18 protein-coding genes are annotated in these 24,177 nt (G+C 38.9%); 7 read left to right on the top strand and 11 right to left on the bottom strand.

The annotated features are described in order from the left end of the window. Positions 1-2: 2 nt before the first annotated feature. Positions 3-1,025 (bottom strand): Holliday junction branch migration DNA helicase RuvB, encoded by a 1,023-nt coding sequence (gene ruvB / locus KKC91_02405; protein ID MBU0477402.1) that lies wholly within the window; start codon positions 1,023-1,025, stop codon positions 3-5. A 53-nt stretch (positions 1,026-1,078) separates the two neighbouring features. On the opposite strand from ruvB, the gene KKC91_02400 reads away from it, so the two are divergent. The 7 genes from KKC91_02400 to KKC91_02370 all read left to right on the top strand — a co-directional run bounded on the left by KKC91_02400 (position 1,079) and on the right by KKC91_02370 (position 13,757). Beyond that, entirely contained in the window at positions 1,079-2,329 is a 1,251-nt protein-coding gene (locus KKC91_02400) for a Glu/Leu/Phe/Val dehydrogenase (GenBank protein MBU0477401.1), read from the top strand. A gap of 185 nt (positions 2,330-2,514) precedes the next feature. Beyond that, a complete protein-coding gene (gene carB, locus KKC91_02395; GenBank protein ID MBU0477400.1) occupies positions 2,515-5,730 on the top strand; it encodes a carbamoyl-phosphate synthase large subunit in 3,216 nt (1,071 codons plus the stop codon). 24 nt (positions 5,731-5,754) lie between these two features. Beyond that, complete coding sequence (locus KKC91_02390) at positions 5,755-7,146, top strand: amidophosphoribosyltransferase (GenBank protein ID MBU0477399.1); 1,392 nt, start codon at positions 5,755-5,757, stop codon at positions 7,144-7,146. Beyond that, entirely contained in the window at positions 7,146-8,663 is a 1,518-nt protein-coding gene (locus tag KKC91_02385; GenBank protein ID MBU0477398.1) for a DUF1846 domain-containing protein, read from the top strand. The genes KKC91_02390 and KKC91_02385 overlap by 1 nt, the downstream gene beginning before the upstream one ends. Before the next feature lie 50 nt (positions 8,664-8,713). Next, a complete protein-coding gene (gene purL / locus KKC91_02380) occupies positions 8,714-10,954 on the top strand; it encodes a phosphoribosylformylglycinamidine synthase subunit PurL (protein ID MBU0477397.1) in 2,241 nt (746 codons plus the stop codon). A 19-nt stretch (positions 10,955-10,973) separates the two neighbouring features. Further along, on the top strand, positions 10,974-11,744 hold the full coding sequence (hisF, locus tag KKC91_02375; protein ID MBU0477396.1) for an imidazole glycerol phosphate synthase subunit HisF: 771 nt from the start codon (positions 10,974-10,976) through the stop codon (positions 11,742-11,744). A 114-nt stretch (positions 11,745-11,858) separates the two neighbouring features. Next, positions 11,859-13,757, top strand: coding sequence for an ABC-F family ATP-binding cassette domain-containing protein (locus tag KKC91_02370; GenBank protein ID MBU0477395.1), 1,899 nt, complete (start codon positions 11,859-11,861; stop codon positions 13,755-13,757). Here the strand turns inward: KKC91_02370 and KKC91_02365 are convergent. The 10 genes from KKC91_02365 to KKC91_02320 form a co-directional block, all read right to left on the bottom strand. Next, positions 13,754-14,707 carry an AEC family transporter gene (locus tag KKC91_02365; protein ID MBU0477394.1) on the bottom strand — a complete coding sequence of 318 codons (954 nt, stop codon included), beginning with the start codon at positions 14,705-14,707 and terminating at the stop codon, positions 13,754-13,756. The genes KKC91_02370 and KKC91_02365 overlap by 4 nt on opposite strands. Positions 14,708-14,725: 18 nt before the next feature. Beyond that, positions 14,726-15,067 (bottom strand): hypothetical protein, encoded by a 342-nt coding sequence (locus tag KKC91_02360; protein ID MBU0477393.1) that lies wholly within the window; start codon positions 15,065-15,067, stop codon positions 14,726-14,728. Between the two features lie 37 nt (positions 15,068-15,104). Next, positions 15,105-16,313, bottom strand: a complete 1,209-nt coding sequence (locus KKC91_02355) for a cation:proton antiporter (GenBank protein MBU0477392.1) — start codon at positions 16,311-16,313, stop codon at positions 15,105-15,107. 30 nt (positions 16,314-16,343) lie between these two features. Then, positions 16,344-16,799 carry a PTS sugar transporter subunit IIA gene (locus KKC91_02350; GenBank protein ID MBU0477391.1) on the bottom strand — a complete coding sequence of 152 codons (456 nt, stop codon included), beginning with the start codon at positions 16,797-16,799 and terminating at the stop codon, positions 16,344-16,346. A gap of 70 nt (positions 16,800-16,869) precedes the next feature. Next, the gene (locus KKC91_02345) at positions 16,870-19,386 is read right to left on the bottom strand and encodes an insulinase family protein (protein MBU0477390.1); all 2,517 of its coding nucleotides are present in this window, start codon (positions 19,384-19,386) and stop codon (positions 16,870-16,872) included. Positions 19,387-19,405: 19 nt separating this feature from the next. Continuing rightward, positions 19,406-20,545: a D-alanyl-D-alanine carboxypeptidase gene (locus KKC91_02340; GenBank protein MBU0477389.1), complete on the bottom strand. Its 1,140-nt coding sequence runs from the start codon at positions 20,543-20,545 to the stop codon at positions 19,406-19,408. Then, positions 20,542-21,780, bottom strand: a complete 1,239-nt coding sequence (locus tag KKC91_02335; protein ID MBU0477388.1) for a DPP IV N-terminal domain-containing protein — start codon at positions 21,778-21,780, stop codon at positions 20,542-20,544. The genes KKC91_02340 and KKC91_02335 overlap by 4 nt, the downstream gene beginning before the upstream one ends. 31 nt (positions 21,781-21,811) lie before the next feature. Continuing rightward, entirely contained in the window at positions 21,812-22,228 is a 417-nt protein-coding gene (locus tag KKC91_02330) for an ORF6N domain-containing protein (protein ID MBU0477387.1), read from the bottom strand. Positions 22,229-22,238: 10 nt separating this feature from the next. Next, positions 22,239-23,486 (bottom strand): group II intron reverse transcriptase/maturase, encoded by a 1,248-nt coding sequence (ltrA, locus tag KKC91_02325; GenBank protein MBU0477386.1) that lies wholly within the window; start codon positions 23,484-23,486, stop codon positions 22,239-22,241. Next, positions 23,486-23,704: a hypothetical protein gene (locus tag KKC91_02320; protein MBU0477385.1), complete on the bottom strand. Its 219-nt coding sequence runs from the start codon at positions 23,702-23,704 to the stop codon at positions 23,486-23,488. The genes ltrA and KKC91_02320 overlap by 1 nt, the downstream gene beginning before the upstream one ends. Positions 23,705-24,177: the final 473 nt, after the last annotated feature.

The following is a 24,177-nucleotide window of genomic DNA, read 5'->3' as shown; positions in this document are numbered from 1 at the left end:
AATTAAAATAGTTCTTTTTGTTGAATTTGTGGATTAGGTTTGACACCAAGGTGCTGATATGCAAGTTTAGTTGCTTTCCTGCCGCTTGGCGTACGTTTGATAAATCCCTGCTGTATGAGATATGGTTCATAGATCTCTTCTATTGTATCCTGTTCTTCACCTATAGCAACAGCAATTGTTCCTGCTCCTACAGGTCCTCCATTAAATTTATGAATAATCGTCTCAAGGATTTTTTTATCCATATCATCCAAACCGTATTTATCTACCTCAAGCATCACTAAAGCTTTATCAGCAACTTCATTAGTAATCTTCCCGTCTGCCTTCACTTGTGCATAGTCTCTTACACGTCTAAGCAATCTGTTACCTATTCTTGGTGTACCGCGTGACCTTTTTGCAATCTCCATAGCTCCTTCAGCTGTTATCTCAACACGAAGAATCCTTGCAGAGCGAATGATAATATCATATAGATCATCCTGTCCGTAAAACTCCAATCTGGACACGATACCAAATCTCGACCTTAGAGGAGAAGTAAGAAGCCCAGCGCGCGTTGTTGCTCCAATAAGTGTAAAAGAAGGAAGATCTAGCTTTACTGACCTTGCGCTTGGACCTTTGTCAATCATAATGTCTATTTTATAGCTTTCCATAGCAGGATATAAATATTCTTCTACGACGTGACTTAGCCGATGCACCTCATCTATAAATATAACATCTCCATCGTCCAGATTTGTGAGAACGCCAGCTAAATCACCAGCTCTCTCAATAACAGGTCCGGAAGTGGTTCTAATATTTACATCCATAGTTCTGGCAATTATGTTTGCAAGTGTTGTTTTTCCAAGTCCGGGCGGTCCATACAAAAGGACATGGTCAAGCGATTCGTTTCTCTTTTTTGCAGCTTGAATGCAAATCTGAAGATGTTCCTTGATTTTATTTTGGCCAACAAATTCCTCAAACCTTTCAGGCCGCAGCGTAACGTCAAACTCTTTATCTTCGTCCCGCAGATTTGGGGTTGTTATTTTATCTTCCATATAATAGTATAACTATAATTGATTTAAGCGACAAAAACAAGAGGAGTGAAGAAATGATTGAAACAAATCTGTTTAAAATTACACAGAACCAATTAGATGAAGCTGTTGAGAAGTTAGGTCTCAATAAGGCTGCTCACGAGCTTCTTCGGTGGCCTCAACGGGAATTTACGTTCACTCTTCCAGTAAAGATGGATGATGGAACTACCAAGGTCTTTCATGGATTCAGGATTCAATATAATTCGGCTCTTGGTCCGACAAAGGGAGGAGTGCGCTGGCATCCTGAAGAAACGATAGATACTGTGCGCGCTCTAGCTGCGTGGATGACATGGAAGTGTGCTCTTGTAAACATCCCTCTTGGAGGGGGTAAAGGTGGTATAATTTGCAATCCTAAGACAATGTCCGAAAGGGAAAAAGAATATCTTGCAAGAGCTTATATCAGAGCTATTGCTTCTCACATTGGCGTCCACAAAGATGTACCTGCTCCTGATGTTTACACAACACCACAAATTATGGCTTGGATGATGGATGAGTACGAGGCTATAGTGGGGGAATCTCATCCAGGGATGATCACAGGCAAACCGCTGTCATTGGGAGGCAGTGAAGGACGTGGAGATGCAACAGCTCGTGGAGGAGTCTTTACTGTAAGAGAGGCATGCAAAGCTTGTGGTATTAGTTCCAAAGGCACCTTTGCAGTTCAGGGCTTTGGAAATGCGGGACAATTCGCAGCACTGCTGCATCCAGAAATATTAGAAGGTGGGAAACTTGTTGCAGTATCTGACTCAAAAGGAGGAGTGTATAATGAATCAGGAATTGATCCCAGGGATATAGTGGATCACAAACTAAAAACAGGAAGTGTATCCGATTTTCCAGGAACAAGTTCTATCAGCAATAAAGAGATTATTGAGCTTGATGTTGATGTTTTCTATCCAGCAGCTATGGAGAACGTTATTACTGAGAAAAACGCGCAGAATATCAAAGCCAGAATAATCTGTGAGCTTGCAAACGGACCTACAACTCCTGAAGCAGACGCAATACTTTATGCAAAAGGCGTTCACGTTATACCGGACTTTCTTGCCAATGCCGGAGGAGTAACTGTCAGCTATTTTGAACAGGTTCAAAATACATATAACTATTATTGGTCACTGGAGGACGTGCATAAGCAGCTGGACGCCAAAATGACCACTGCTTACCACTCGGTATATAAAATGCATAAGGAAAAGAATGTTCACATGCGCTTAGCTGCATATATGATTGCCGTCTCCCGCGTTGCCGAGGCTGTAAAACTTAGAGGCTGGATATCGTAATAGGGATAAATTGTTGTTTTTTAGCTATTGTCAACTATATCTATACTATGATACAATTCTATCCCATGAGATTTCCAATGGGATTTCCAATCGCTTTTTCAGTTGAGCTTATCCAGCGGTGTCTATTTTCTAGTAAGATCATGTTTATAATGCCTAACATATCAAAGCGCTAAGGAGATTATTTTATGCCAAAAAGGACGGATATTCATAAGATTTTAATTATAGGTTCCGGTCCTATAATTATAGGGCAGGCATGTGAATTTGACTATTCAGGCACTCAAGCATGTAAAGCATTAAAGGAGGAAGGGTATGAAGTGGTGCTTGTAAACTCTAACCCTGCTACTATTATGACAGATCCTGGCACAGCTGATAAGACATACATAGAGCCGCTTACTGTAGAAAGTATTGAAGAAATTATCAAGAAGGAAAAGCCGGATGCGCTTCTTCCCAACCTAGGAGGGCAGACAGGACTTAATCTTGCATCCAGTCTTTACAGCTCAGGAGTGTTAGAAAGATATGGAGTTGAGGTTATTGGTGTTAAAGCAGATGCTATTGAGCGCGGAGAAGACAGGGTTGCATTTAAGAAAACAATGAACAAGCTGAGAATATCCCTTCCTAAATCTGAACCATGTTATTCCGTGGAGGAAGCAGAAAATATAGCAGAGAAACTTGGATATCCTGTTGTATTACGGCCTGCTTATACATTAGGCGGAACAGGAGGAGGAATTGCCTACAATGTAGAAGAGCTGAAAACTATTGTAACGAGAGGTCTTGCGGCAAGTCTTGTACATCAGGTCCTGGTTGAAGAATCTGTTTTAGGATGGGAGGAATTAGAGCTTGAGGTTGTAAGGGACCAGAAAAACCAGAAGATTACAGTCTGTTTTATTGAAAACATTGATGCTATGGGCATACATACAGGAGATAGCTTCTGCTCTGCGCCTATGCTCACAGTTCCACAAGCACTGCAGAAGCGTATGCAGGAGATTTCTTATAAGATCGTTGATGCTATTGGTGTTATAGGCGGCACAAATGTTCAGCTTGCGCATAATCCTAAGGATGACAGGTTAGTAGTAATAGAGATCAATCCACGAACATCGCGCTCATCTGCTCTTGCCTCTAAAGCAACTGGATTTCCAATAGCCCGTATCTCTACAAAGCTTGCTGTTGGTATTACAATGGACGAGATTCCATACTGGAAGCGAGGAACTCTTGAGAAATATGAACCCAGTGGAGAGTATGTAGTAATTAAATTTGCACGCTGGGCTTTTGAAAAGTTTCCAGGAGCAAAGGATATACTTGGAACACAGATGAAGGCTGTAGGCGAAGTAATGAGCATAGGAAAGACATATAAAGAATCCTTTCAAAAAGCCATCCGTTCTCTTGAGATAAACAGATGTGGTCTTGGTGGAGCTAAAAACTTTAAAACACTTTCCCTTGAAAGATTGAAAGAGAAATTAGCAACCCCCTCCAGCGAACGCATTTTCCTGATGTATGAGGCGCTGCGCAAGGGTATAAGCGTAGAGGAACTTTATCAGATGACCTACATCGGACGCTGGTTTATTAAAGAGATGAAGGAACTTGTAGAATTCGAGGAAGAATTAATCAAAAACACATGGGGAAATCTTCCTGAGGGAAAATTGGCAAAAGCAAAGGAGTGGGGATTTTCAGATAAATATCTGGCAGGTCTTTTTAAAGTAAAAGAAAAAGAGGTCAGACAAAAAAGAATCGCCATAGGCAAATGCGGATGCTTTGAGGCTGTGCCTGTAAGCGGAGTAAAGAATGCTGCCTATTATTATTCCACCTACAACGGGAAAGATTCAGTTCCGGTATCATCAAAAAAGAAAATAATGATTTTAGGCGGCGGACCTAATAGAATCGGGCAGGGTATTGAATTTGATTATACGTGTGTGCACGCAGCTTTTGCTTTGCGGGATGAGGGGTATGAGTCAATTATGGTTAACTGCAATCCTGAAACCGTATCTACTGATTATGATACTTCAAACAAGCTTTATTTTGAACCCTTAACAGTTGAAGATGTCCTCACAATTTACGAAAAGGAGAAGCCGGAAGGTGTTATTGTTCAGTTTGGCGGACAGACGCCTCTGAATATTGCTCAGGAATTAAAAAATAATGGTGTAAAAATTCTTGGCACAACTCCCGAAAGTATACATCTTGCAGAGGATAGAGAGCGTTTTAGAGAAAAAATGATTGCTCTTAATATCCCACAGCCGGAGAGCGGCATAGCGCGTTCGTTAGACGAAGCTCTTATAACCGCTAAAAAGATAGGATATCCTCTCATGGTACGCCCATCTTATGTGTTGGGAGGGCGTGGAATGCAAATTATTTATGACGAAGTTATGCTGAGAAATTATGCCATTGAAGCTATCCAGGTTAGTCCGGAGCATCCAATGCTTATTGATAGATTTCTTGAGCAGGCTGTAGAGGCAGAAGTTGATGCTATTTCCGATGGAGAGAATACATTTGTAGCAGCTGTTATGGAACATATAGAGTTAGCAGGTGTTCATTCAGGAGATTCTGCATGCGTCATCCCATCAAGAACTATTAAAAAAGAGCACTTAAATACAATAGAGAAATATACCTCAGTAATTGCAAGGGAATTAAATGTCGTAGGTCTAATGAATATTCAATATGCAATATGTGATAATAGGGTTTATATACTGGAGGCTAATCCAAGAGCTTCACGCACAGTTCCAGTAGTTTCTAAAGTAACAGGTATTGCAATAGCCCATATAGCAACTCAAATAATGCTGGGTAAGAAGATCAGGGATTTTCCTGAACTAAAACCTTGCAAGCTTCCTTATGTAGCCGTTAAAGAAGCGGTTTTCCCGTTTAATATGTTTCCGGAAGTAGATCCTTTACTAGGCCCCGAAATGAGAGCTACAGGAGAGGTTATGGGTATTGCTGATACATTCGGACTTGCTTTTTATAAGGCATCGGAAGCAGCCGGTTCAAAGCTTCCGCTTAAGGGGAATGTGCTTTTGACAATAGCTGATAAAGATAAGTCTTTTTTGATTCCCATTGCTCAGCGGATTAAGAAACTTGGTTTTAGTATTTACGCTACAAAAGGCACAGCTGGATTTCTAAAAAAGAATGGCATACAGAATACAGAAATAAAAAAATTACATGAAGGAAGGCCAAATATAACTGACGCAGTCAAAAACAAAGAGATCAATCTTATTATCAATACACCTGTTGGGCGTAGCGGGAAACATGATGATAGTTACATTCGCAGGACCGCAATACAGCACAGGATTCCCTATATTACTTCGATAACAGCTGCAGAAGCCAGTGTTGAAGGGATTGAATCTGTGACTAAAACTAGAAGTTTACCGAAGTCCCTTCAGGATTATCTCAAGGAACTTGTTAGAACTAGAGAATAACAATAAATAAAAGGAGCATAGAAAATGGACGGGATATTCGGAGTTGCCCTGAAGAAGGATTGTCAGGAGGTTTTATTTTATGGAACAGATTATCATTCTCATTTAGGAACAGAATATGGGGGACTGGCAGTATTGGGAAAAAGATTGGTTAGAAAGATTCACACAATCAGCGGAGAACAGTTTAAGAGCAGATTCTATGAAGATTATAAGAAAATGAAAGGGAAGTCAGGTATTGGCGTTATATCTACAAGAGAGGAGCAGCCCATATATCTAAATTCAAAGTTTGGGCACTTATGTATTGTCAGTAACGGCTTAATCACCAATTCGGATAGTTTGACTAATGATTTGCGCAGGCAGGGAATCTCATTTAGTGAAACAGCTAAACAAGGAGTAAACAGTACAGAACTGGTTGCAAAATTGATAAATCAGGGCAAGAGCTTAGTTCATGGAATAGAAAATTACTTTAAAAAAATTAAGGGCTCTTGTTCTATCCTGATATTACATAAAGACGGTATCTATATTGCAAGGGATAAACTGGGATATACTCCTTTGGTTATAGGTAAATCTCATGAAGGCTGGGCAGTAACTACAGAAACTTCTGCTTTTTTTAACTTAGGATTTAGTATAGAAAGATATGTTAAGCCGGGTGAAATACTGCTTTTAAAGTCCACTGGGTTTAAGGTTCTCAAAGAAGAGGAGCCGCATCAAAAGACGGATGCATTTTTATGGATCTATACGGGTTTTCCCGCATCGAATTATGAGGGTATAAATACAGAAGAAGTAAGAGAGCGCTGCGGAAAATTTTTGGCAAAAAGAGATAACGTTGAAGCAGATTTGGTAGCAGGAGTTCCGGACTCAGGAACTACGCATGCTATTGGTTATTCCATTGAATCAAGAATACCTTTTAGGCGTCCTCTGGTTAAATATAATCCCGGCTATGGAAGGAGTTATATACCTCCTTCTCAAAGCATAAGAGACCATATTGCTAAAATGAAGCTGATTCCAATTAAAGAGATAATTAAAGGGAACAGGATCATTTTATGTGAAGATTCAATCGTAAGAGGCACTCAGCTTAAAAACTATACTATTCAAAAATTGTGGGAAAGCGGGGCAAAGGAAATTCATGTCAGGGCTGCGTGCCCGCCTTTATTGTTTCCTTCTAAATTCGATTATTCTACCAAGAAAAAAGAAGAACTGGTCGCCAGACGTACAATAAGAGCCTTAGAAGGCAAGGATATAAAAGATATGAGTGAATACATTGATTCCAATTCAAAAAAACACAAAAAAATGGTAGATTATATTGCCAAAGAATTAGACGTTACCACCTTAAAATATCAAACCCTTGAAGACATGGTAAAAGCAATAGGATTACCCAAAGAAAAACTTTGCCTTTATGTATGGACAGGGAAGGTTTAATGGATAAGAAAATAGGTTTTGATAATGAGAAGTATCTAAAGGAGCAGACTAAGGCTATTCTTGAGAGAGTTGAGAGAGCTGATAATAAACTGTACCTTGAGTTTGGCGGAAAGCTTGTCTTTGACTTTCATGCTTCAAGGGTTCTACCGGGCTTTGATCCTAATGTAAAAATACGGCTCTTGCAAAAGTTAAAGGATAAGGCAGACATATTGCTCTGTATATATGCCGGTGATATTGAAAGGAAGAAAGTAAGAGCAGACTTCGGAATTACATACGATGCTGCAGTACTCAAATCAATTGATGATTTAAAGGATTGGGGTATTGATATACTGGCAGTTGTAATAACACGTTTTGAAGATCAGCCGGCAACTATAATATTTAAGAACAAATTAGAGCGCAGAAACATAAAGGTTTATACCCACACATTTACAAAAGGATATCCTACGGATGTGAATTTAATTGTAAGTGATAAAGGTTATGGAGCAAACGAGTATATTGAGACTAAAAAACCTCTTGTTGTAGTTACCGGGCCAGGCCCCGGCAGCGGTAAATTAGCTACGTGTCTTTCTCAATTATATCATGATTATAAGAGAGGGATGAAAAATGGATATGCAAAATTTGAAACATTTCCTATATGGAATCTGCCGCTTAAACATCCGGTAAATGCGGCTTATGAAGCAGCAACAGCAGATTTAAGGGATTTTAATATGATAGATTCTTTTCATCTTGAAGCATACAACAAGGTAGCTGTGAACTATAACAGGGATGTAGAGGTGTTTCCTGTGCTTAAGAGAATATTGGAGAAGATAACCGGATCTGAGTCAATATATAAGTCACCTACTGATATGGGTGTAAACAGAGCTGGTTTTGGAATTATAGATGACGAAATAGTAAAACACGCCGCAGAGCAGGAAGTAGTAAGAAGATATTTTAGATGTGCCTGCGAATATGTCATGGGTCTTGTGGATAAGGAAACTGTGCAAAGGGTGGAGCTAATTATGGAGGATCTTAATCTTAAGCCGGAGGATAGGCTGGTGGTTGTGCCAGCACGGAAAGCTATTGAAGATGCTCAACAAAGAGGAGAGGGTAATGAAGGAGTCTTTTGCGGTGCGGCAATAGAATTAAAAGACGGTTTGATCATTACAGGGAAAAACTCCTCTCTTATGCATGCAACATCAAGTCTTATTCTGAATGCTGTAAAAGAGCTGGCGGAAATTCCCGATAAGATACATCTTCTGTCTCCGAACATAATAGATTCCATAGGCAATCTTAAAAAGAATATTTTAAATACGAAAGCAGTGAGCCTGAATCTGGAAGAAACCTTAATTGCCCTTTCTATAAGCGCAACTACGAACCCAACCTCTCAGCTGGCTATGGAGAAGCTGGGGGAACTTAAGGGCTGTGAAATACATATGACACATATTCCAACTCCCGGTGATGAAGCAGGGTTAAGAAAATTGGGGGTTAATACTACCAGCGACCCCGATTTTTCCACAAAGACACTTTTTGTTGAATAGAGTAATTTTTTTAGAATAGGAATAAAAATTTAAAAAAAGGAGGACGCATAATGGAGAGTACAGTTAAAGTTGATGTGGAAGCAGCAAAAGGTTTAGGACTTACTGAGCAGGAGTTTGAACAGATCAAAAAACTTTTGGGCAGAGAGCCAAATTTTACAGAATTAGGAGTTTTTTCAGCTATGTGGAGTGAACATTGCAGTTACAAGAATTCACGCAAGTTGTTCAAACTTTTCCCAACCAAAGGTAAACAGGTGTTAATTGGTGCAGGTGAGGAAAATACAGGAATTGTTGATATAGGCGACGGATTGGGCGTTGCCTTCAAGATAGAATCACATAACCATCCTTCGGCAGTGGAACCATTCGAGGCTTCAGCTACAGGTATAGGCGGATGTTTGAGGGACATATTTACAGTAGGAGCAAGGCCTGTTGCAGTGTTAGGTGCATTGAGATTCGGAAGTTTAGATAATGAAAAAGTTAAATTCTTATTTAAAGAGGTAATCAGGGGACTGGCTCATTATGCTAACACTGCAGAGATTAATGCCGTTGGTGGTGACAGCTATTTTGACGAAAGTTATGAAGGGAATCCTTTGGTTAATGCTTTTGCCGTAGGTATTGTAAAACATAAAGATATTGCAAGAGGCGCTGCGTCTGGAATAGGAAATCCCATATATTACATAGGAGGAGACACGGGCAGAGACGGGGTAGGTGGAGCGAGTTTTGCGTCTCAGGAAATTACTGAGGAATCTGCTTCTGATACGAGCAGCGTTGCTATAGGTAACGCAGAGCTCGGGAAACGCTTGAGAAAGGGGTGTCTGGAACTAATAGAAAAAGGCCTTATTGTTGGGATGCAGGATATGGGAGCTGCCGGGCTTACTTGCTCATCCTGCGAAACAGCCTCAAGAAGCGGGACTGGTATTGAGATAGACGTTGCCTTAGTTCCTCAAAGAGAAAAAGGAATGACTCCTTATGAAATCCTTTTGTCTGAATCTCAGGAAAGAATGCTTGCTATATTAAAAGACGGAAAGGAAAAAGAGGCATTAGATATATTGAAAAAATGGAACATCAACGCGGTAAAAATCGGGAAGGTTACAGATGATAAAATGATGAGAGTTAAAGAAAACGGGATAGTGGTTTGTGAAATTCCGCCACAGGCTCTTACAGAAAGAGCGCCTTTGTATGATAGAGATGCTAAAGAGCCTTCTTACTTAAAAGATGCTCAAAATCTGGATAGAAAATCCATAATCGAACCTGACGATTTCAATAAAGTGTTATTGCAGCTGCTTGATTCTCCGACTATTGCCAGCAAAGAATCAGCATATAAAAACTTTACTGCTATAGACAAGGATGAAGTTATAGTAGGAGCAGGTTCAGACGCAGCTGTAGTTAAAATTAAGGGCACTAAAAAGGCTTTAGCAATAAGTGTGGATTGCAACGGGAGATATTGCTATCTGAATCCTTATAACGGTGCAATGATGGCGGTTGCAGAGGCAGCAAGAAACATAGTCTGTTCTGGTGGAAGACCTCTTGCTATTACTGACGGCTTAAATTTTGGCAGTCCGATGAAACCTGAAAATTACTGGCAGTTTAAAAAATGCATAGAAGGACTTTCCTCCGCGTGCAGGGCTTTAGACACACCTGTTGTCAGTGGTAATGTAAGTTTCTACAACGAGAATCCTAAAGGAGCGATAGATCCGACCCCTATGGTAGGCATGGTAGGTTTGATAAACGATGTAAATAAACATGTTACCCAAGAATTCAAGAATGAAGGTGATATAATAGTTCTTTTAGGTGAAAACAAGGCCGACCTTTCTGGGAGTGAATATTTGTATCTTATTCACAATCAGAAAAAAGGTAATCCTCAGATAGATATACAGACAGAGAAGTCTGTTCAGAAAGCATGTCTTGAGGCAATTGAATCAGGTATTATTAATTCCGCTCATGATTGTTCAGAAGGTGGCCTGTCCGTAACTTTGACTGAATCATGTATCTCAAATTTAAATAAAATGCTTGGTGCTGTAATAGAATTGGATGGCTTAAAAAACAACGATATAAGAATGGATGAAATTTTATTTGGAGAAGCACCTTCCCGAATAGTGGTTTCTCTAAATAAGGATAAAATGGAGCTTCTTGAAAAAATAGCTCAGAAACATTCCATTGCATATACTATTCTCGGGGAAGTTAGTGGAGAAAATCTGGCAATCAAAGACAATCGAGAAAGTATAATAGATATTTCTGTTAAAGAACTAAGCAATACATGGAGGAACGCAATTCCTTCAAGATTAGAAAAATAGAAAGAAAGGGGATATAACAATGCAACAAGTGAAAGTAATTCCATGTCTGGATATAAAAGACGGACGAGTAGTTAAAGGCGTAAAGTTTGTTGAATTACAAGACGCACGTGATCCTGTAGAAGCAGCAATTGCTTATTGTAACGCAGGCGCAGATGAACTTGTTTTTTTAGATATAGCTGCCTCTGTTGAGACAAGAGCCACACGACTGGATTGGGTAAAGAAGGTAAAAGAGGTAACCACTGTACCCTTTTGTGTTGGTGGAGGCATAAGGAATTTAGAGGATATGCAAACTCTTTTTGATCTCGGAGTAAACAAAGTATCTATTAATACATCTGCTGTTAAAAATCCCTCTTTAATCAAGGATGCTGCTGAAAAATTTGGCAAAGAAAGAATTGTTGTTGCTATTGACGGGAAGAAAAATCCACCTGAGGATAGCTGCCCGAGATTGGAGCTCCTAATTATGGGTGGAGGGGAGTCGACTGGTCTGGATGTGGTTGAATGGGCAAAAAAGGTGGACCAGTTAGGCGCGGGCGAAATTCTCCTGACCAGCAAGGATGCGGATGGTACAAGAGAAGGGTACGATATTGAGATGACCAAAGCAGTAGTAGAAGCAGTCTCAATTCCTGTTACTGCCTCAGGCGGTGCAGGAACATTAGAGCATCTTTATGAAGTCATAGTCCAAGCTAAGGCAGCCAATGTGTTATGTGCTTCAGTATTCCATTTTGGAGAAATCACAATCCCTGAGACAAAAAAATATCTGAAGGGAAGAGGTATAGCGATCAGAATGTAGAGGATATTACATATGCGGATATTTGTAGGGGCACAATATTTGTGCTCTTTTTTCTTTATGGTTTGGGGTGGGTGGGGCATATTAGAATTGGTTTTGTAAAGCGAGGCAGGCAAGATGTTACAGATAAAAGATCTTAATAAAAATTTTGGGAATAGACCGTTGTTCAGGGATTGCTCTCTATTTGTGAAGAGTGGAGAGAGGATTGCTTTAGTTGGAGCAAATGGTTCGGGAAAGACAACCCTTTTCAGGATAATTATGAATAACGAACCTTATGATACGGGAGAGATAATCTTGCCGACTAATGTAAGGGTGGGGTTTTTGCCGCAGGAGATAGATGCGGTAAAAGGAGCCACTCTACTTACTGAGGTTATGTGCTGTTGGCCGGAAATAGGGAAGTTGGAGAATAAGATAGAAAGATTAGCGTCTAAACTTGCAGAGACAAAAGGTCCGGCACAGGAGCAGATTCTCCATGATTATGGAAAGGCGCAGTCCCGTTTTGAAGCGCTGGGCGGATATAATATTGAATATCAGGCTAAGAAGATATTATTTGGCCTGGGTTTTAAGGAAAATGACCTTTCAAGGGCAACAGATGTGTTTAGCGGCGGATGGCAGATGCGCATTGCTCTGGCTAAACTGCTCTTGGACCCGCCTGAGCTTATGATGCTGGATGAGCCGACTAACCATTTAGACCTGGAATCACTCCTCTGGCTGCAGAATTATCTGCTTGCTTATAAGGGCACATTGATATTTACGTCGCATGACAGAGACTTCATCAATCAAGTAGTAACAAGAGTTATCGAGATAGATGCGGCTAAACTTGTAAAGTATAATGGAAACTACGACTACTATCTGAAAGAAAAAGACAATCGCGAAGAAATATTACTTGCTGCCCGTAAGAACCAGGAACGAAAGGTTGAACAGACACAGAAGTTTATCAATAGATTCCGCGCTACTGCGAGCCGGGCAAGATTGGTACAAAGCAAGATAAAAGCGTTAGATAAAATGGAAAAGGTAACGGCACCAAAGAAGACAAAGCATGTACGTTTTTGCTTCCCGCAACCTCTACGCAGCGGTCATGAGGTAATAACGATTAAGGATCTTTATAAAAGCTATGGTGATAATAAAGTTTATGAAGGTGTTGATCTCAGTATAGGTCGGGGTGATAAAGTCGCCCTTGTTGGATCAAACGGCGCGGGAAAGTCCACGCTCTTAAAAATTTTAGCCGGAGTACTGGAGATTGATAAAGGCTCCCGGATGATTGGGCATAACGTAAATAACGGATATTATCCTCAGCATCGGCTGGATATATTGAACACGCACAATACATGTCTTGCAGAGATAGAAGATGTGTATCACAGTGGCGGCCAGACGGAGATAAGAAAATTATTGGGTAGTTTCCTATTCTCGGGCGATGATGTGTATAAAAAAGTATCCGTCTTAAGTGGCGGAGAGAAAAGCAGATTGGTATTGGTTAAGATACTGGCCAATCCTCCAAACTTTTTACTCATGGACGAACCTATAAATCATCTTGATATTCCGTCACGGGATATTCTCATTGAGGCACTGAGTGAGTTTACGGGCACGCTTTGTTTTATAAGCCATGACGTGTATTTTATAAGGAAAGTAGCTAATAAAATCATTGAGATAAAGGATGGAAAACTGAAAATTTATCCCGGAGGCTATGATTATTATATTCACAAAAGAGAGGTGGATGAGAAGAACAGACGGCTTGAAGAGGAGCCCAAACTTGAGGACATAAGAAACGCCGCAAAGGCAGGCCGCAAAAGAAATATTTACATACAAAAACCCGAGCTGGATACACTCGGGAAAGAAATTGCGGAGACAGAAAAAGAATTGATTGAATTATCTGCGCGGTTGGAAGAAATAAGCAGGCTATTATCTGACCCTGCGATATACAAAGATAATTCTTTTATCTCTCTGGCCAAGGAACAAAAGTTGCTTAAAGTAAAGATAGGCGAACTTACAGTTAAGTGGGAAAGCTGTATAGCTTAGACTAATATAATTGCCAAAAAAGCAGGGATTGTAATTATAGAAAGCAGAGTTGTTGAATAAATAGCAGATGCTGTAAACCTTTCATCTCCCCCATATTGCTTTATAACAACTGAGGCTGCAATTGCAACGGGCATAATAGCTACTACACTTGCAATTTTTTTACTTATAATCGGCATATTAAAAAAACTAATTAGTATAAGAATACATGTTGGTATTACTACTAATCTCAATACATTAATAAATATTACATCTTTATCTTTGAATACCTTGAGATAATGAATATCCGCAAGTACAAAACCAGCTATTAGCATTGCAATTGGAACTGTTATTTGCCCCAGTGCTTCCAATAGCCTTATTAACACTACACCCAAATCTGCGACTAGTTTTGGACATTGCACATGGAATCCGCTCAAGATCATCCCTGAAACTATTGCAATAAGCGGCATATTGATTATTTTTTTGAGAGAGGATATCCCAAGCCTGTGAGCAGTAACTATATAGATTCCTAAAGTCCACTGAATGAGAATCGTTCCAAGATTACATAGCGCTAGCAGGACTACTCCCTTTTCTCCAAATAAAATTAAAACAATTGGTAAGGGCAGGAAAGAGTAATTGTTTATCATACAAGCATATAAAAATGCGCTCTTTCTGGGCTTTGGTATTCTTCCAATTCTTGATCCAATAATTCCGATAACATAGCCTATAATTACAATTAAGGCGCCAATGAGTATAAGAACCAGATTCTCTTTTATCAGATTCCAATTACATTCTTTCAGCATTGCAGCAAAGAGCAATGCTGGCCAGGCAATATTCATTAAGATACTTGAAAGGGATTTCGAGCCTTCGTTAGAAACTATATTGAGTTTTTTTGCAAATACACCAATAAGTATGAGAAGAAACACATAGATTATCTCAATCCAAACCGACCAGAAAGTAACAGTAAAATTCATAGTCTCAGTAATATTATTTTAAGTGAGTTCCTCTTCGGATTTTACAATCTCATTAACAGGCACCGTAAACATGATTCCTGTACCCGGTTCTGTAAAATCAATCCCTTCTTCTTTTAAAATTTTCTCTAACTTAGAAAGAAACTTATCTCCCTCAATCAAAGCAAATATTGTTTTTGACGGAGTTTTTTCTTCTCCCATAAGCTGTCTTAATCCAGCGAATATCGGCACTTCATACGCCAAAAACTGGCCCAACCCCATGCTGTCTATAATTGTTGCTCCGCTAACTCCCAGTTCCACAAGAATGGACAGAACATCCTCTAAATGCTTTTCCTTATTTAGAACAATGAATAAAAGTTTCATCCCGTTCGACATATCATTCCCCTCCCCCAATAAAGCCTTAATAACGGCTTGTTTTTTTCTTGCCTATTTCTCCTGCTTTTGATATTGCAATTTTTGTTGTTATCGGGCCTATTATTTCAAAGAAAATTGTGGTTGCAGCAATTGTATTTATAACAAGGACTGCTAAATGCGCTCCTGCTTCTCCTAAAGCTCCAAATTCCTTTGTAGCCAGAATAGCAAGTCCTATAGCAACGCCTGCTTGTGGAAGCAGTCCAAGTCCTAGATATTTTCGAATAACTGGGTTTGCCCTTGCCATTACAGCTCCCAAATGTGCTCCTCCCATCTTTCCAACAGATCTAGTAAGAATATAAATTAATCCTACCAGTCCCATAGCAGGAAGAAGCTTTATCTGAAGATGAGCACCTGCTATGACAAAGAAGACTATAAATATAGATGTAGTAATAAAATTAATCGCCTCATAAGCTCTGCGGTTTGCAAACAGGAAAACGTTGGTGAATACTACAGCCAAGCTCATATTTGCCAGAATAAGAGAAAGATGAAAGTAATTTGATAAACTGGTACATACCAGAATACCTCCCAGAGATATAGCTAAAATCTCCGGCTTTCTATGCAGTTTTCTTAAAAAATATCCAAGAATAATTCCAATTAATCCGCCCAAAAGAATTGAGCCTAATATTTCAATTACAGGCCCTTTTATAATCCCAACAAAGGATATCGAACTGCCAATTAAAAACATCTTTACAAAAGCAGCAACGAATACATAAATTACGACAGCTACGCCGTCATCCAAACCAACAATTGCATATATTGTATTTGTCAATTCTCCCTTTGATTTATATTCCTGTAGAACCGCAACTGTGCCCGCAGGAGCTGTAGCTGCTGCCAGAGCTCCAAATATCAGCGCAATATGGAGTTGATGAGTTAAAAAATAAACGCCCAGTGTTACAAGTAGAACTGCACCAAATGACTCTCCCAAAAGAATTGTTAAAATTCCTTTGCCAAATTTACGTATTACACTAATACGCATCTCACTGCCAATGATAAAGGCAACAATTCCAAGAGCAAAATCACTAAAAATACTTATTCTATCTAACACCTTTAAGCTAAATATATTAAAAACAGAATTCCCTAATAGAAGTCCTGCAAGAAGATATCCAACAACTGAAGGAAGCTTAACAAGCCTGGCAAGCCTCCCTCCAATAAAACCACAGATCAGGGCCAGTCCTATAAAAAATAATATGTCCATACTAAATCAGGTTGCCTTCAGCAGTAATTATTAATCTTCAATTTCTCTTATGGCATTCAGTATCTCGCCTGCATTTTGCGCTTCCAAAAGCTGCTGCCGAAAGGATTCTTTTTTTAATAGTCTTGTAAGGTGAGCTAAAACCTGAAGGTATTTATTGACGTCCTTTTTTGGAGTACCCATTAAAAAAACTAGTTTTACAGGTTTACCATCTACGCCATTAAAATCAACGCCTTGAGAGACCCTTCCAAACGCAATAATAATATTATTCACAGCATCTGTTCTGGCATGCGGGATAGCTATTTCATTGCCTATTCCTGTAGCACCCAATTTCTCCCGCTCAAAAACATCTTTTAAAAACATATCAAAATCAGTAATATCTTCAGAATTTTTTAATAACTCAGCTAGTTCTCTTATTACGCCATCCTTTGTTGTATTTTCCAAAGCTAAACAAATCATTTTCTCTGAGATATGGTCTGATATTCTCATGTTTAATGTCTCCTTCTTGATTTAAAAGTTTCCCATATTCTACTGCAACCTGATTTTTTGTAAAGCATTTTTAGGGGCGGACAACAACCGTTGAAGAGGCGCTTTCCTTGAAATATTTTTGCGCAATTTCTTTTATGCTTTCTTTGGTTACAGCCTTTATCCTGCGTTCATATTCGTAGAAATTTTTGTATCCCAAACCATACAGTTCGCTCATAGCTAGAGAGAAGCAAAGCGCTTTGTTTGACTGATGTGTAATTCTATGTTTACCTATAAGATTATTCTTAGCGAGTTGCAACTCAGCATTGCTAACAAAAGCATGTCTAAGTAATTGAATTTCTTCAAACAGGGCTTGTTTAGCCTCTGTGATTTTTTGCGAAATTGTTCCAGCATAAAATACATACATCCCAGGGTCAAACCCCTCCCGGGAAAAAGATCCAACATAATATGCCAAACCTCTCTTTTCTCTTATATTCATAATTAGCCGCGACCCAAGATCAGATAGGATTGCAGTTAATACATCAAATGTGTATCTGTCGGGATCATTAGCTGAAATAGTCGGAAATCCTATCATAACCAGAGCCTGCTCTCCCTGCTTTTTCTTCTCCTTCTTTCTCTGTTCCCGCTGCATTGGCTCAATTATATTTATCTCCGGGATAAAGTATCTTGCATTAAATCTATTAAAATACTTGGTGAAAGAATCAAAAATTTTCTTACATTCCATATCTCCTACAACAGTAATGCAGGTATTTTTGGGTATACACATAGTTTTATAAAAATTTATGAGACTTAATTTATTTATATTTAAGAGAGACCTTTCAGTGCCTAGGTTCTGAAACCTGTATGGATGCTTTTTATAGACGGTTTGGCGCATTATATCCATGCCAAGATTAATTATCTCATCTCTTCTTGCTTTTATTTCAGCCAGAACAATAGATCTTTCCTTTTTTATCTGGTCTGGTAAAAATGTTGGATTAATTATTACATCAGCGAAGATATCCAATCCATGTATAAAGTTTTCTTTCAATATATCCATTGAAAATCCGAAGCTGTTATCTCCAGAAAATCCACTAAAGTCTCCACCTGTTGTCTCAAATTCTTCTGCAATTTGAAATGCATTCCTGTTTTTTGTCCCTTTTTGCATTACACACTGCATCAGATTCGAGATACCATTATTGCCGTTGTTTTCATATCTAATGCCGCCTTTAAATAACGCGCAAACAGAAATAATCGGCGTGGTATGTTTTTCTATCGCTACAACAGTCATGCCATTTATTTTTTTAGTTTCTATATTCTGCCTTTTTGCAGACCTTTTTGCTCTGCTTATTGTTGCGGGCGTTTTTTGCTTTAATGTAATTATAGACATATTGTTTTCTACAAGATAAATTTCAGCAACCCTTTGAATGTCTCCTAGAGTAATTTTATTTATTTCTTCCACATATTTCCGAGAGAAGTGCATATCGCCTGTTAAAAACTCATTTACTATGAGACTTCCTGCTATGCTATCTACTGTTTCCATATGACAATAATGGTCAAAAATAACCATTCTCTTTGCTTTAAAAAGATCTTTTTTGGAGAGTCCGTCTCCTTTAATAAGTTCTATTTGTTTTCTGGTTTCTTTAATTGTTCTTTCAATGCTTTCTTCCGCTAAAACATAAGTTATGCCAAAAACCCCTGTGTCTTTTGGAGTATGCGAAAAGCTTTCTACAGAAGAAACTAATTGCTCTGTCTCAATAAGAGCCTTGTATAAAAACGAACTGCGTCCATGACCCAGTATTATTGAAAGCACATCAAGAGCGTAAGTATCAGGATGAATAATCCCCGGAATATGAAAGCACATAAACATACGTGGTATATTCACATCTTTCTCTGTATGTAAAATTCTTTTATTAAGTTGTTTTGGCTCTGCGGGAATAATTGTTGGATTTATAGATCTTCTTTTAAAATCCTTGAATGCTTCCTTTGCCATTCTCAGCGCACGCTCATGAGTAATATCCCCTGCAATAGCAAGTATCATGTTATTCGGCACATACATCCTTTTATAATATGCAGTCAGATCTTCTCTTGATAAGTTCTCAAACAGTTCTCTATGTCCTATTATTGGCTCTTTGTAGGGATGAGTATTATATATTGTTTCCCATGCCAGTTTCTGCAAAAGAGTTTCAGGTTCGTCTATACACATGTTTATTTCTTTAAGAATGACCTGATTTTCTTTTTTGCATTCTAAGGCGTCGAACGAGGAGTTCATAATAGCATCTGCCTGAATTTCCAGCGCTTTATCAAGGAATTTAGAAGGCACAGTAACATGGTAAACCGTTCGGTCATAGGTTGTATAGGCATTAAGCATTCCTCCCAAATCCCTTATTTGACGAGAGATTTCTCCTACTTTTCTTTTCTTTGTGCCTTTGAACAGCATATGCTCAATATAATGAGATACACCAGATCCCATAAACTCTGCTTCTGTAATACTGCCGGCTTTTACCAGAATATAACTGGACACTATTGGAGCACTGTCCTTTTTACATGTAATCACTGTCATTCCATTTTCCAAAACATGTTTCTCTAAATCTAACGCATGCGTATTCTTCACATCAATCCTCCATGTTGCATTAAAAAATATATTCTCTCATAAACCATCTGAATCTGCTGATTTTATCGACATTCTCCGGAGCAACTATACTTGTTTCAGCTATTGTCTTTTTGTCCAGCTTTATCAGCATACATCCAATTCTCTGGCCTTTTTTAACAGGCGCTTGTATTCTATCAAACAGGATTTTTTGCTTAACAATCTTCTTTTTGTCACTTTTTCTTATGACTAATGTTATATCTTTACTGCTAATACCATTAATGTATCTTCTATTTCCCATTATGACTGGAATATTTTCAAAAACAACATCTTCCTCTTTCACCAGACACAATTTTGTATAATTCTTAAACCCCATATCCATGATTTCTTTTGTTTTATCGAACCGTAGTTCTTTTGTAGGACTGCCCATAACTACAGAAATGAGCCTCATATCGCCTTTTTTTGCAGTAGCAGTGAAGCTCCAGCCTGCCCTTCGGTAATAACCTGTTTTCAACCCGTCAAGCTCAGGAAATGTTTTAAGAAGCTTGTTCGTATTGGTTAAAATAAACTTCCCATTTCTGAATGTGTCTGTTTTTGTATTAGTCCATTCAAGTACTGTTGGATATTTAACAAGTTCTCTTGCCAGAATCGCCATGTCATAAGCAGAGGACATATCTCCGCTATGACCATTCTGGACTTTTGGAAGCCCGTTTGTAGTTTTGAATATAGTATCGCGCATTTTAAGTTCGGATGCTCTCTTATTCATTAACACAAGAAACTTATTGGTGCTGCCGCCTATATGTTCACTAACAGCAACAGCCACGTCACACGCAGATTTTATCATAATAGCTTTCATCATATCTCTTAATGTAAAAACTTCTCCCTCCTTCAGATATACTTGTGATCCTCCTATCATGCTCGCATGTCTTGATACTTTTATTTTATCACTTAGACTAATCTCTCCTTGCTTGACCTTTTCCATAACAATGAGTGCAAGCATCATTTTAACCATTGAAGCAGGATGTAATCTTCTGTGTATATTCATGGCAAAGAGTATCCTGCCTGTCTCTGCTTCCATAAGTATTGCTGATTTATATTTTCTTGGAGCAGAATAGGCTGGGTTTAGGCTGCAGAAGCTCAGGAGCAAGAACGCTAAAATTACAGATTTAAAAGCTAAATTCATCTTGACCAGACTGGCTCTAACGCGTTATGTTCCGGAGAAGTTAACTTGTACTTCTCTCCTGTTACGACATCAATTACTTCCATGTATGATATAAAATTCTTTGTAACGCTGTAAACAATATGTCTCCCATCAGGAGCCCAAGAAGGATTCTCATGATGCTGCGGTTCATATGTTAACTGATAAACTCCATAAGCATCCAAATTTGCTACATAGATTTGAAAATTCCCATTTTTCACTGACGTATAAGCAATCTTATTAGAGACTGGGGCCCAACATGGGTCAGTGTTGTATGATCCTTCAAATGTGAGTCTGATAGTTTTATTATCTGCTAAATAAGTTATGTATATTTGAGGGGTTCCAGTACGATCCGAAACAAAGGCTATTTTTTGGTTATCTGGAGACCATGTTGGAGCTGATTCTACAGCTTTGGAAGTTGTCAGGCGCTCAAGAAGTAAATCAGGTAAAGAAACTTTATATAATTCCGGATTTCCATCCTTGCTGAGTATTAAGGCTATATTCTTGCCGTCATTTGAGACAACAGAGGATGCATTAACGCCCGGATAACAAATTAAGACTTCTTTCTTGTAATTCTCCAGATCGCAGGTAAATATTTCAGGAGACCCATTTTTATATGAAGTGTATGCAATCTTCGTGCAATCAGGGAACCAGCAAGGTTCAATGTTGTTATAATTTCCTGAAGTAATTTGTCTTTTATTTTCTCCATCATAATCTATTACATATATTTGTTTTGTGCCCGCCTTATCAGAAGAGGTATAGGCAATCTTTGAGAATACAATGCTTTTTTCTCCAGTAACCTTTTCTATTATATCGCTGGTAATAGTTTTTATTAATAAGCCGGACTGAGAGATCAGCCCTTGATATTTTTTGGCAAATATCTCCTGATTTGCTGATGGAGAATATATCTTTATTATAAGAACAAGTTTCCCCTTTTTTGTTTTATAGGAGCCTTTAATTACTAATTCTGTGGCTTTTGAAACTAGTTTTTGCATGGAAAAATGCCCGGAGTACTTCAGATGTTTTGACAAATCAGTATAAATTGCTTTTTCTAATTTTGTATCAGGCTCGACTCCTTCAACAGCGAAAGCCTCAATAAAGAGATTCACTTTTTTTGCAGATTCCTTAGATATGCTTAATTGAACTTCTGAGGAAAAACATGGATTAGAATAAAAGATAGACAAGCACATAAACGCAAAGAGTAAATTTTTAATTTTCAATTTCTAATTTCCAATGAATTACTAATTTTTGTTATTGTACAAACCCAATTCTTCTTTTAGACTTTTCTGGTGAAACAGGTGGTTCTAATAACTGCCTTATAGCTTCAAAAACAATTTTAAACTGTTCGTCATACTTGCTTTCTATATCTTCAATTTTTCGCTGCAAATCTTTGTGAGTTGCAAGAAGTTCTCTGAGTTTTGTAAACACTCTCATAATCTGGATGTTTACCTGAACAGCTCTCTTACTATTAAGAACTGATGAAAGCATTAAAATGCCATGCTCTGTAAAGACACGAGGAGTTTTGCGAGTTCCTCCCCAACTTGATGTTCCAAAATGGAATATCAAGTTTTTAAACTCTTCCTTGTTTAATTGAACCATAAGTCGAGTAGCAAAGAGGAACTTCCCCTCGATGCTCTCACAGAACCGAACATGAGCCTCTCGACTCATTCGGCTCTTGTTATTTAGCCGCTGGATATATCCCAAACTGCCAGTGTACGAATAACTTTGAATCACGTCTTGCAAGCCTCCCGAGCCAGTGAGTAGCTGCTTTCCGCTTTCTCCTGAATCTTTTGTGCTTCCTCATTGCCCATCTAACCAGTATCCTATTAATATGCTCAAAAGTGGGATACATAGCCGATTTGTAGAAATGGCTATAATAATTTACCCACCCTCGAAGCGTTGGGCCGAATAAATTCGAAAGGTCTTCCAGAGTTTTGTCACTTCTTAAGTGCATTTTATATTTTCTGGCTTTCTTTCGTATTTCTTTCAACGCAACCTGACTTACCGCTGGTGTGAAATTCACAAAGCATTTTCCCCATTTGTTCTTCGACAGTCTCGGACGAAAAGTAAACCCCAGAAAATCAAAGCTAATATTATCGTATTCATCTTGCCTATCCTCATCTTTACAATAAATTATCTTTGTTTTATCTGAGTGCAATTCCAGATTGCATTCCCTAAACCTTTGGGATAATTTATCCCTTACTAATTTTGCCTGTGCTTCCGATTTGCAGTGAATTATTCCATCATCTGCATATCGGCAGAACGGGAGGCTCGGAAATTTACGCCTCATCCATTTGTCGAAAACATAATGAAGAAACATATTCGCAAGTAACGGGCTTATCACCCCACCTTGCGGTGTGCCTTGTGTCCTTTCTACCATTGTCCCGTCTTCTTTGATGAACGGCACTTTTAACCAACGCTCAATATACAGAATTGACCACTTGTTGTCCATATGTCGTTTTACAACCTTCATCAGCAACTTATGGTCAACCGTGTCAAACAATTTCTTAATATCGAACTCAAGCACCCAATCATATTTCCAGCACCGTTGCCGTGTTATTTTCACCGCTTCGATTGCTGATTTGTTCGGTCTATACCCATATGAATTTTCATCAAAAATTGGTTCAACGTGCGGTTCCAGATACCTTTTTGTCGTCATCTGGGCAACTCTGTCTGCAACCGTTGGTATTCCAAGTATCCTTTCTCCACCACTCTTTTTGGGTATTCCCACTGCTTTTACAGGTGGAGGAAAGTATGTTCCAGAAGACATCCTGTTCCATATCTTATAAAGGTTCTTGCTAAGATTTTGTTCGAACTCCTCTACCGTTTCATTATCTATCCCAGCAGCACCCTCATTGGATTTTACCTTCTTCCATGCTTCCAACACCACTTGCTTCGCAATGTTAAACGACTTTGTTGTTTCCATTAAATCATCCCATTTTTTTTTGGTTGTTTATTGAACTCAACTAAATAACTTATTCCCTTCGCTCCAGCCGTATTACCAGCCTTCATCACTACTACGGAATAATCCGCCCCTGTGCCTCGCATTAGTACTCTGATTCTTACGGTTCCACGCTTGAATCCCTCCCTTATCATCAAGGCGACAGGTTCCCACGTTCCATGCACAGCCTGTGTTAAAGTCACGCCACCTTTATACCGAACGCCACCCAGACAGTCTGCAAGCTACTTCTGGATTTATCACGCAGTAGACTTCCTGCGGTTCTGACGTTGCCCTCTTTTCCCTTTCGATACTTCATCAGTGGTTCACTTGCGTTCGTCTCTTTAGCACCTACCTGACATAATCGTATGTTATGCCTTTTCCTTCAACGCTTACTACCTTGACTCTTAATCAAAGCAGCTTGAGGTGGTTTGCAACCCGCTCTTGCCAACTGATTGCGAGAGACCTACTCTCATCTTATGCATAGCACCATACTTGAAAATTTTAAGAGGTTATCACCCCCTTTCTTACTTCCACGTTAGTCTCCTGTAAAATTCACAACTCACTGTTACACAGGAAGTTGCAAACATTAATTTCTTGACTTTCCCCTCCAGCCTTGATATAATGTAACTGCTTCTCAAATAATAAGTTACAACAAAAACCGAAAGGAAAAGTCATG

It is taken from the genome of bacterium (assembly GCA_018812485.1).
Classification (GTDB): Bacteria; JAHJDO01; JAHJDO01; order JAHJDO01; family JAHJDO01; genus JAHJDO01.
Note: the sequence above shows the minus strand (reverse complement) of the source record. Positions and strands in the feature narration are given on the sequence as shown.

What these genes read in the sequence shown, in the direction of transcription:
- ruvB (MBU0477402.1), bottom strand. Translation starts at nt 1,025, where the DNA reads ATGGAAGATAAAATAACAACCCCAAATCTGCGGGACGAAGATAAAGAG.
- KKC91_02400 (MBU0477401.1), top strand. Translation starts at nt 1,079, where the DNA reads ATGATTGAAACAAATCTGTTTAAAATTACACAGAACCAATTAGATGAA.
- carB (MBU0477400.1), top strand. Translation starts at nt 2,515, where the DNA reads ATGCCAAAAAGGACGGATATTCATAAGATTTTAATTATAGGTTCCGGT.
- KKC91_02390 (MBU0477399.1), top strand. Translation starts at nt 5,755, where the DNA reads ATGGACGGGATATTCGGAGTTGCCCTGAAGAAGGATTGTCAGGAGGTT.
- KKC91_02385 (MBU0477398.1), top strand. Translation starts at nt 7,146, where the DNA reads ATGGATAAGAAAATAGGTTTTGATAATGAGAAGTATCTAAAGGAGCAG.
- purL (MBU0477397.1), top strand. Translation starts at nt 8,714, where the DNA reads ATGGAGAGTACAGTTAAAGTTGATGTGGAAGCAGCAAAAGGTTTAGGA.
- hisF (MBU0477396.1), top strand. Translation starts at nt 10,974, where the DNA reads ATGCAACAAGTGAAAGTAATTCCATGTCTGGATATAAAAGACGGACGA.
- KKC91_02370 (MBU0477395.1), top strand. Translation starts at nt 11,859, where the DNA reads ATGTTACAGATAAAAGATCTTAATAAAAATTTTGGGAATAGACCGTTG.
- KKC91_02365 (MBU0477394.1), bottom strand. Translation starts at nt 14,707, where the DNA reads ATGAATTTTACTGTTACTTTCTGGTCGGTTTGGATTGAGATAATCTAT.
- KKC91_02360 (MBU0477393.1), bottom strand. Translation starts at nt 15,067, where the DNA reads ATGAAACTTTTATTCATTGTTCTAAATAAGGAAAAGCATTTAGAGGAT.
- KKC91_02355 (MBU0477392.1), bottom strand. Translation starts at nt 16,313, where the DNA reads ATGGACATATTATTTTTTATAGGACTGGCCCTGATCTGTGGTTTTATT.
- KKC91_02350 (MBU0477391.1), bottom strand. Translation starts at nt 16,799, where the DNA reads ATGAGAATATCAGACCATATCTCAGAGAAAATGATTTGTTTAGCTTTG.
- KKC91_02340 (MBU0477389.1), bottom strand. Translation starts at nt 20,545, where the DNA reads ATGAATTTAGCTTTTAAATCTGTAATTTTAGCGTTCTTGCTCCTGAGC.
- KKC91_02330 (MBU0477387.1), bottom strand. Translation starts at nt 22,228, where the DNA reads ATGAGTCGAGAGGCTCATGTTCGGTTCTGTGAGAGCATCGAGGGGAAG.
- ltrA (MBU0477386.1), bottom strand. Translation starts at nt 23,486, where the DNA reads ATGGAAACAACAAAGTCGTTTAACATTGCGAAGCAAGTGGTGTTGGAA.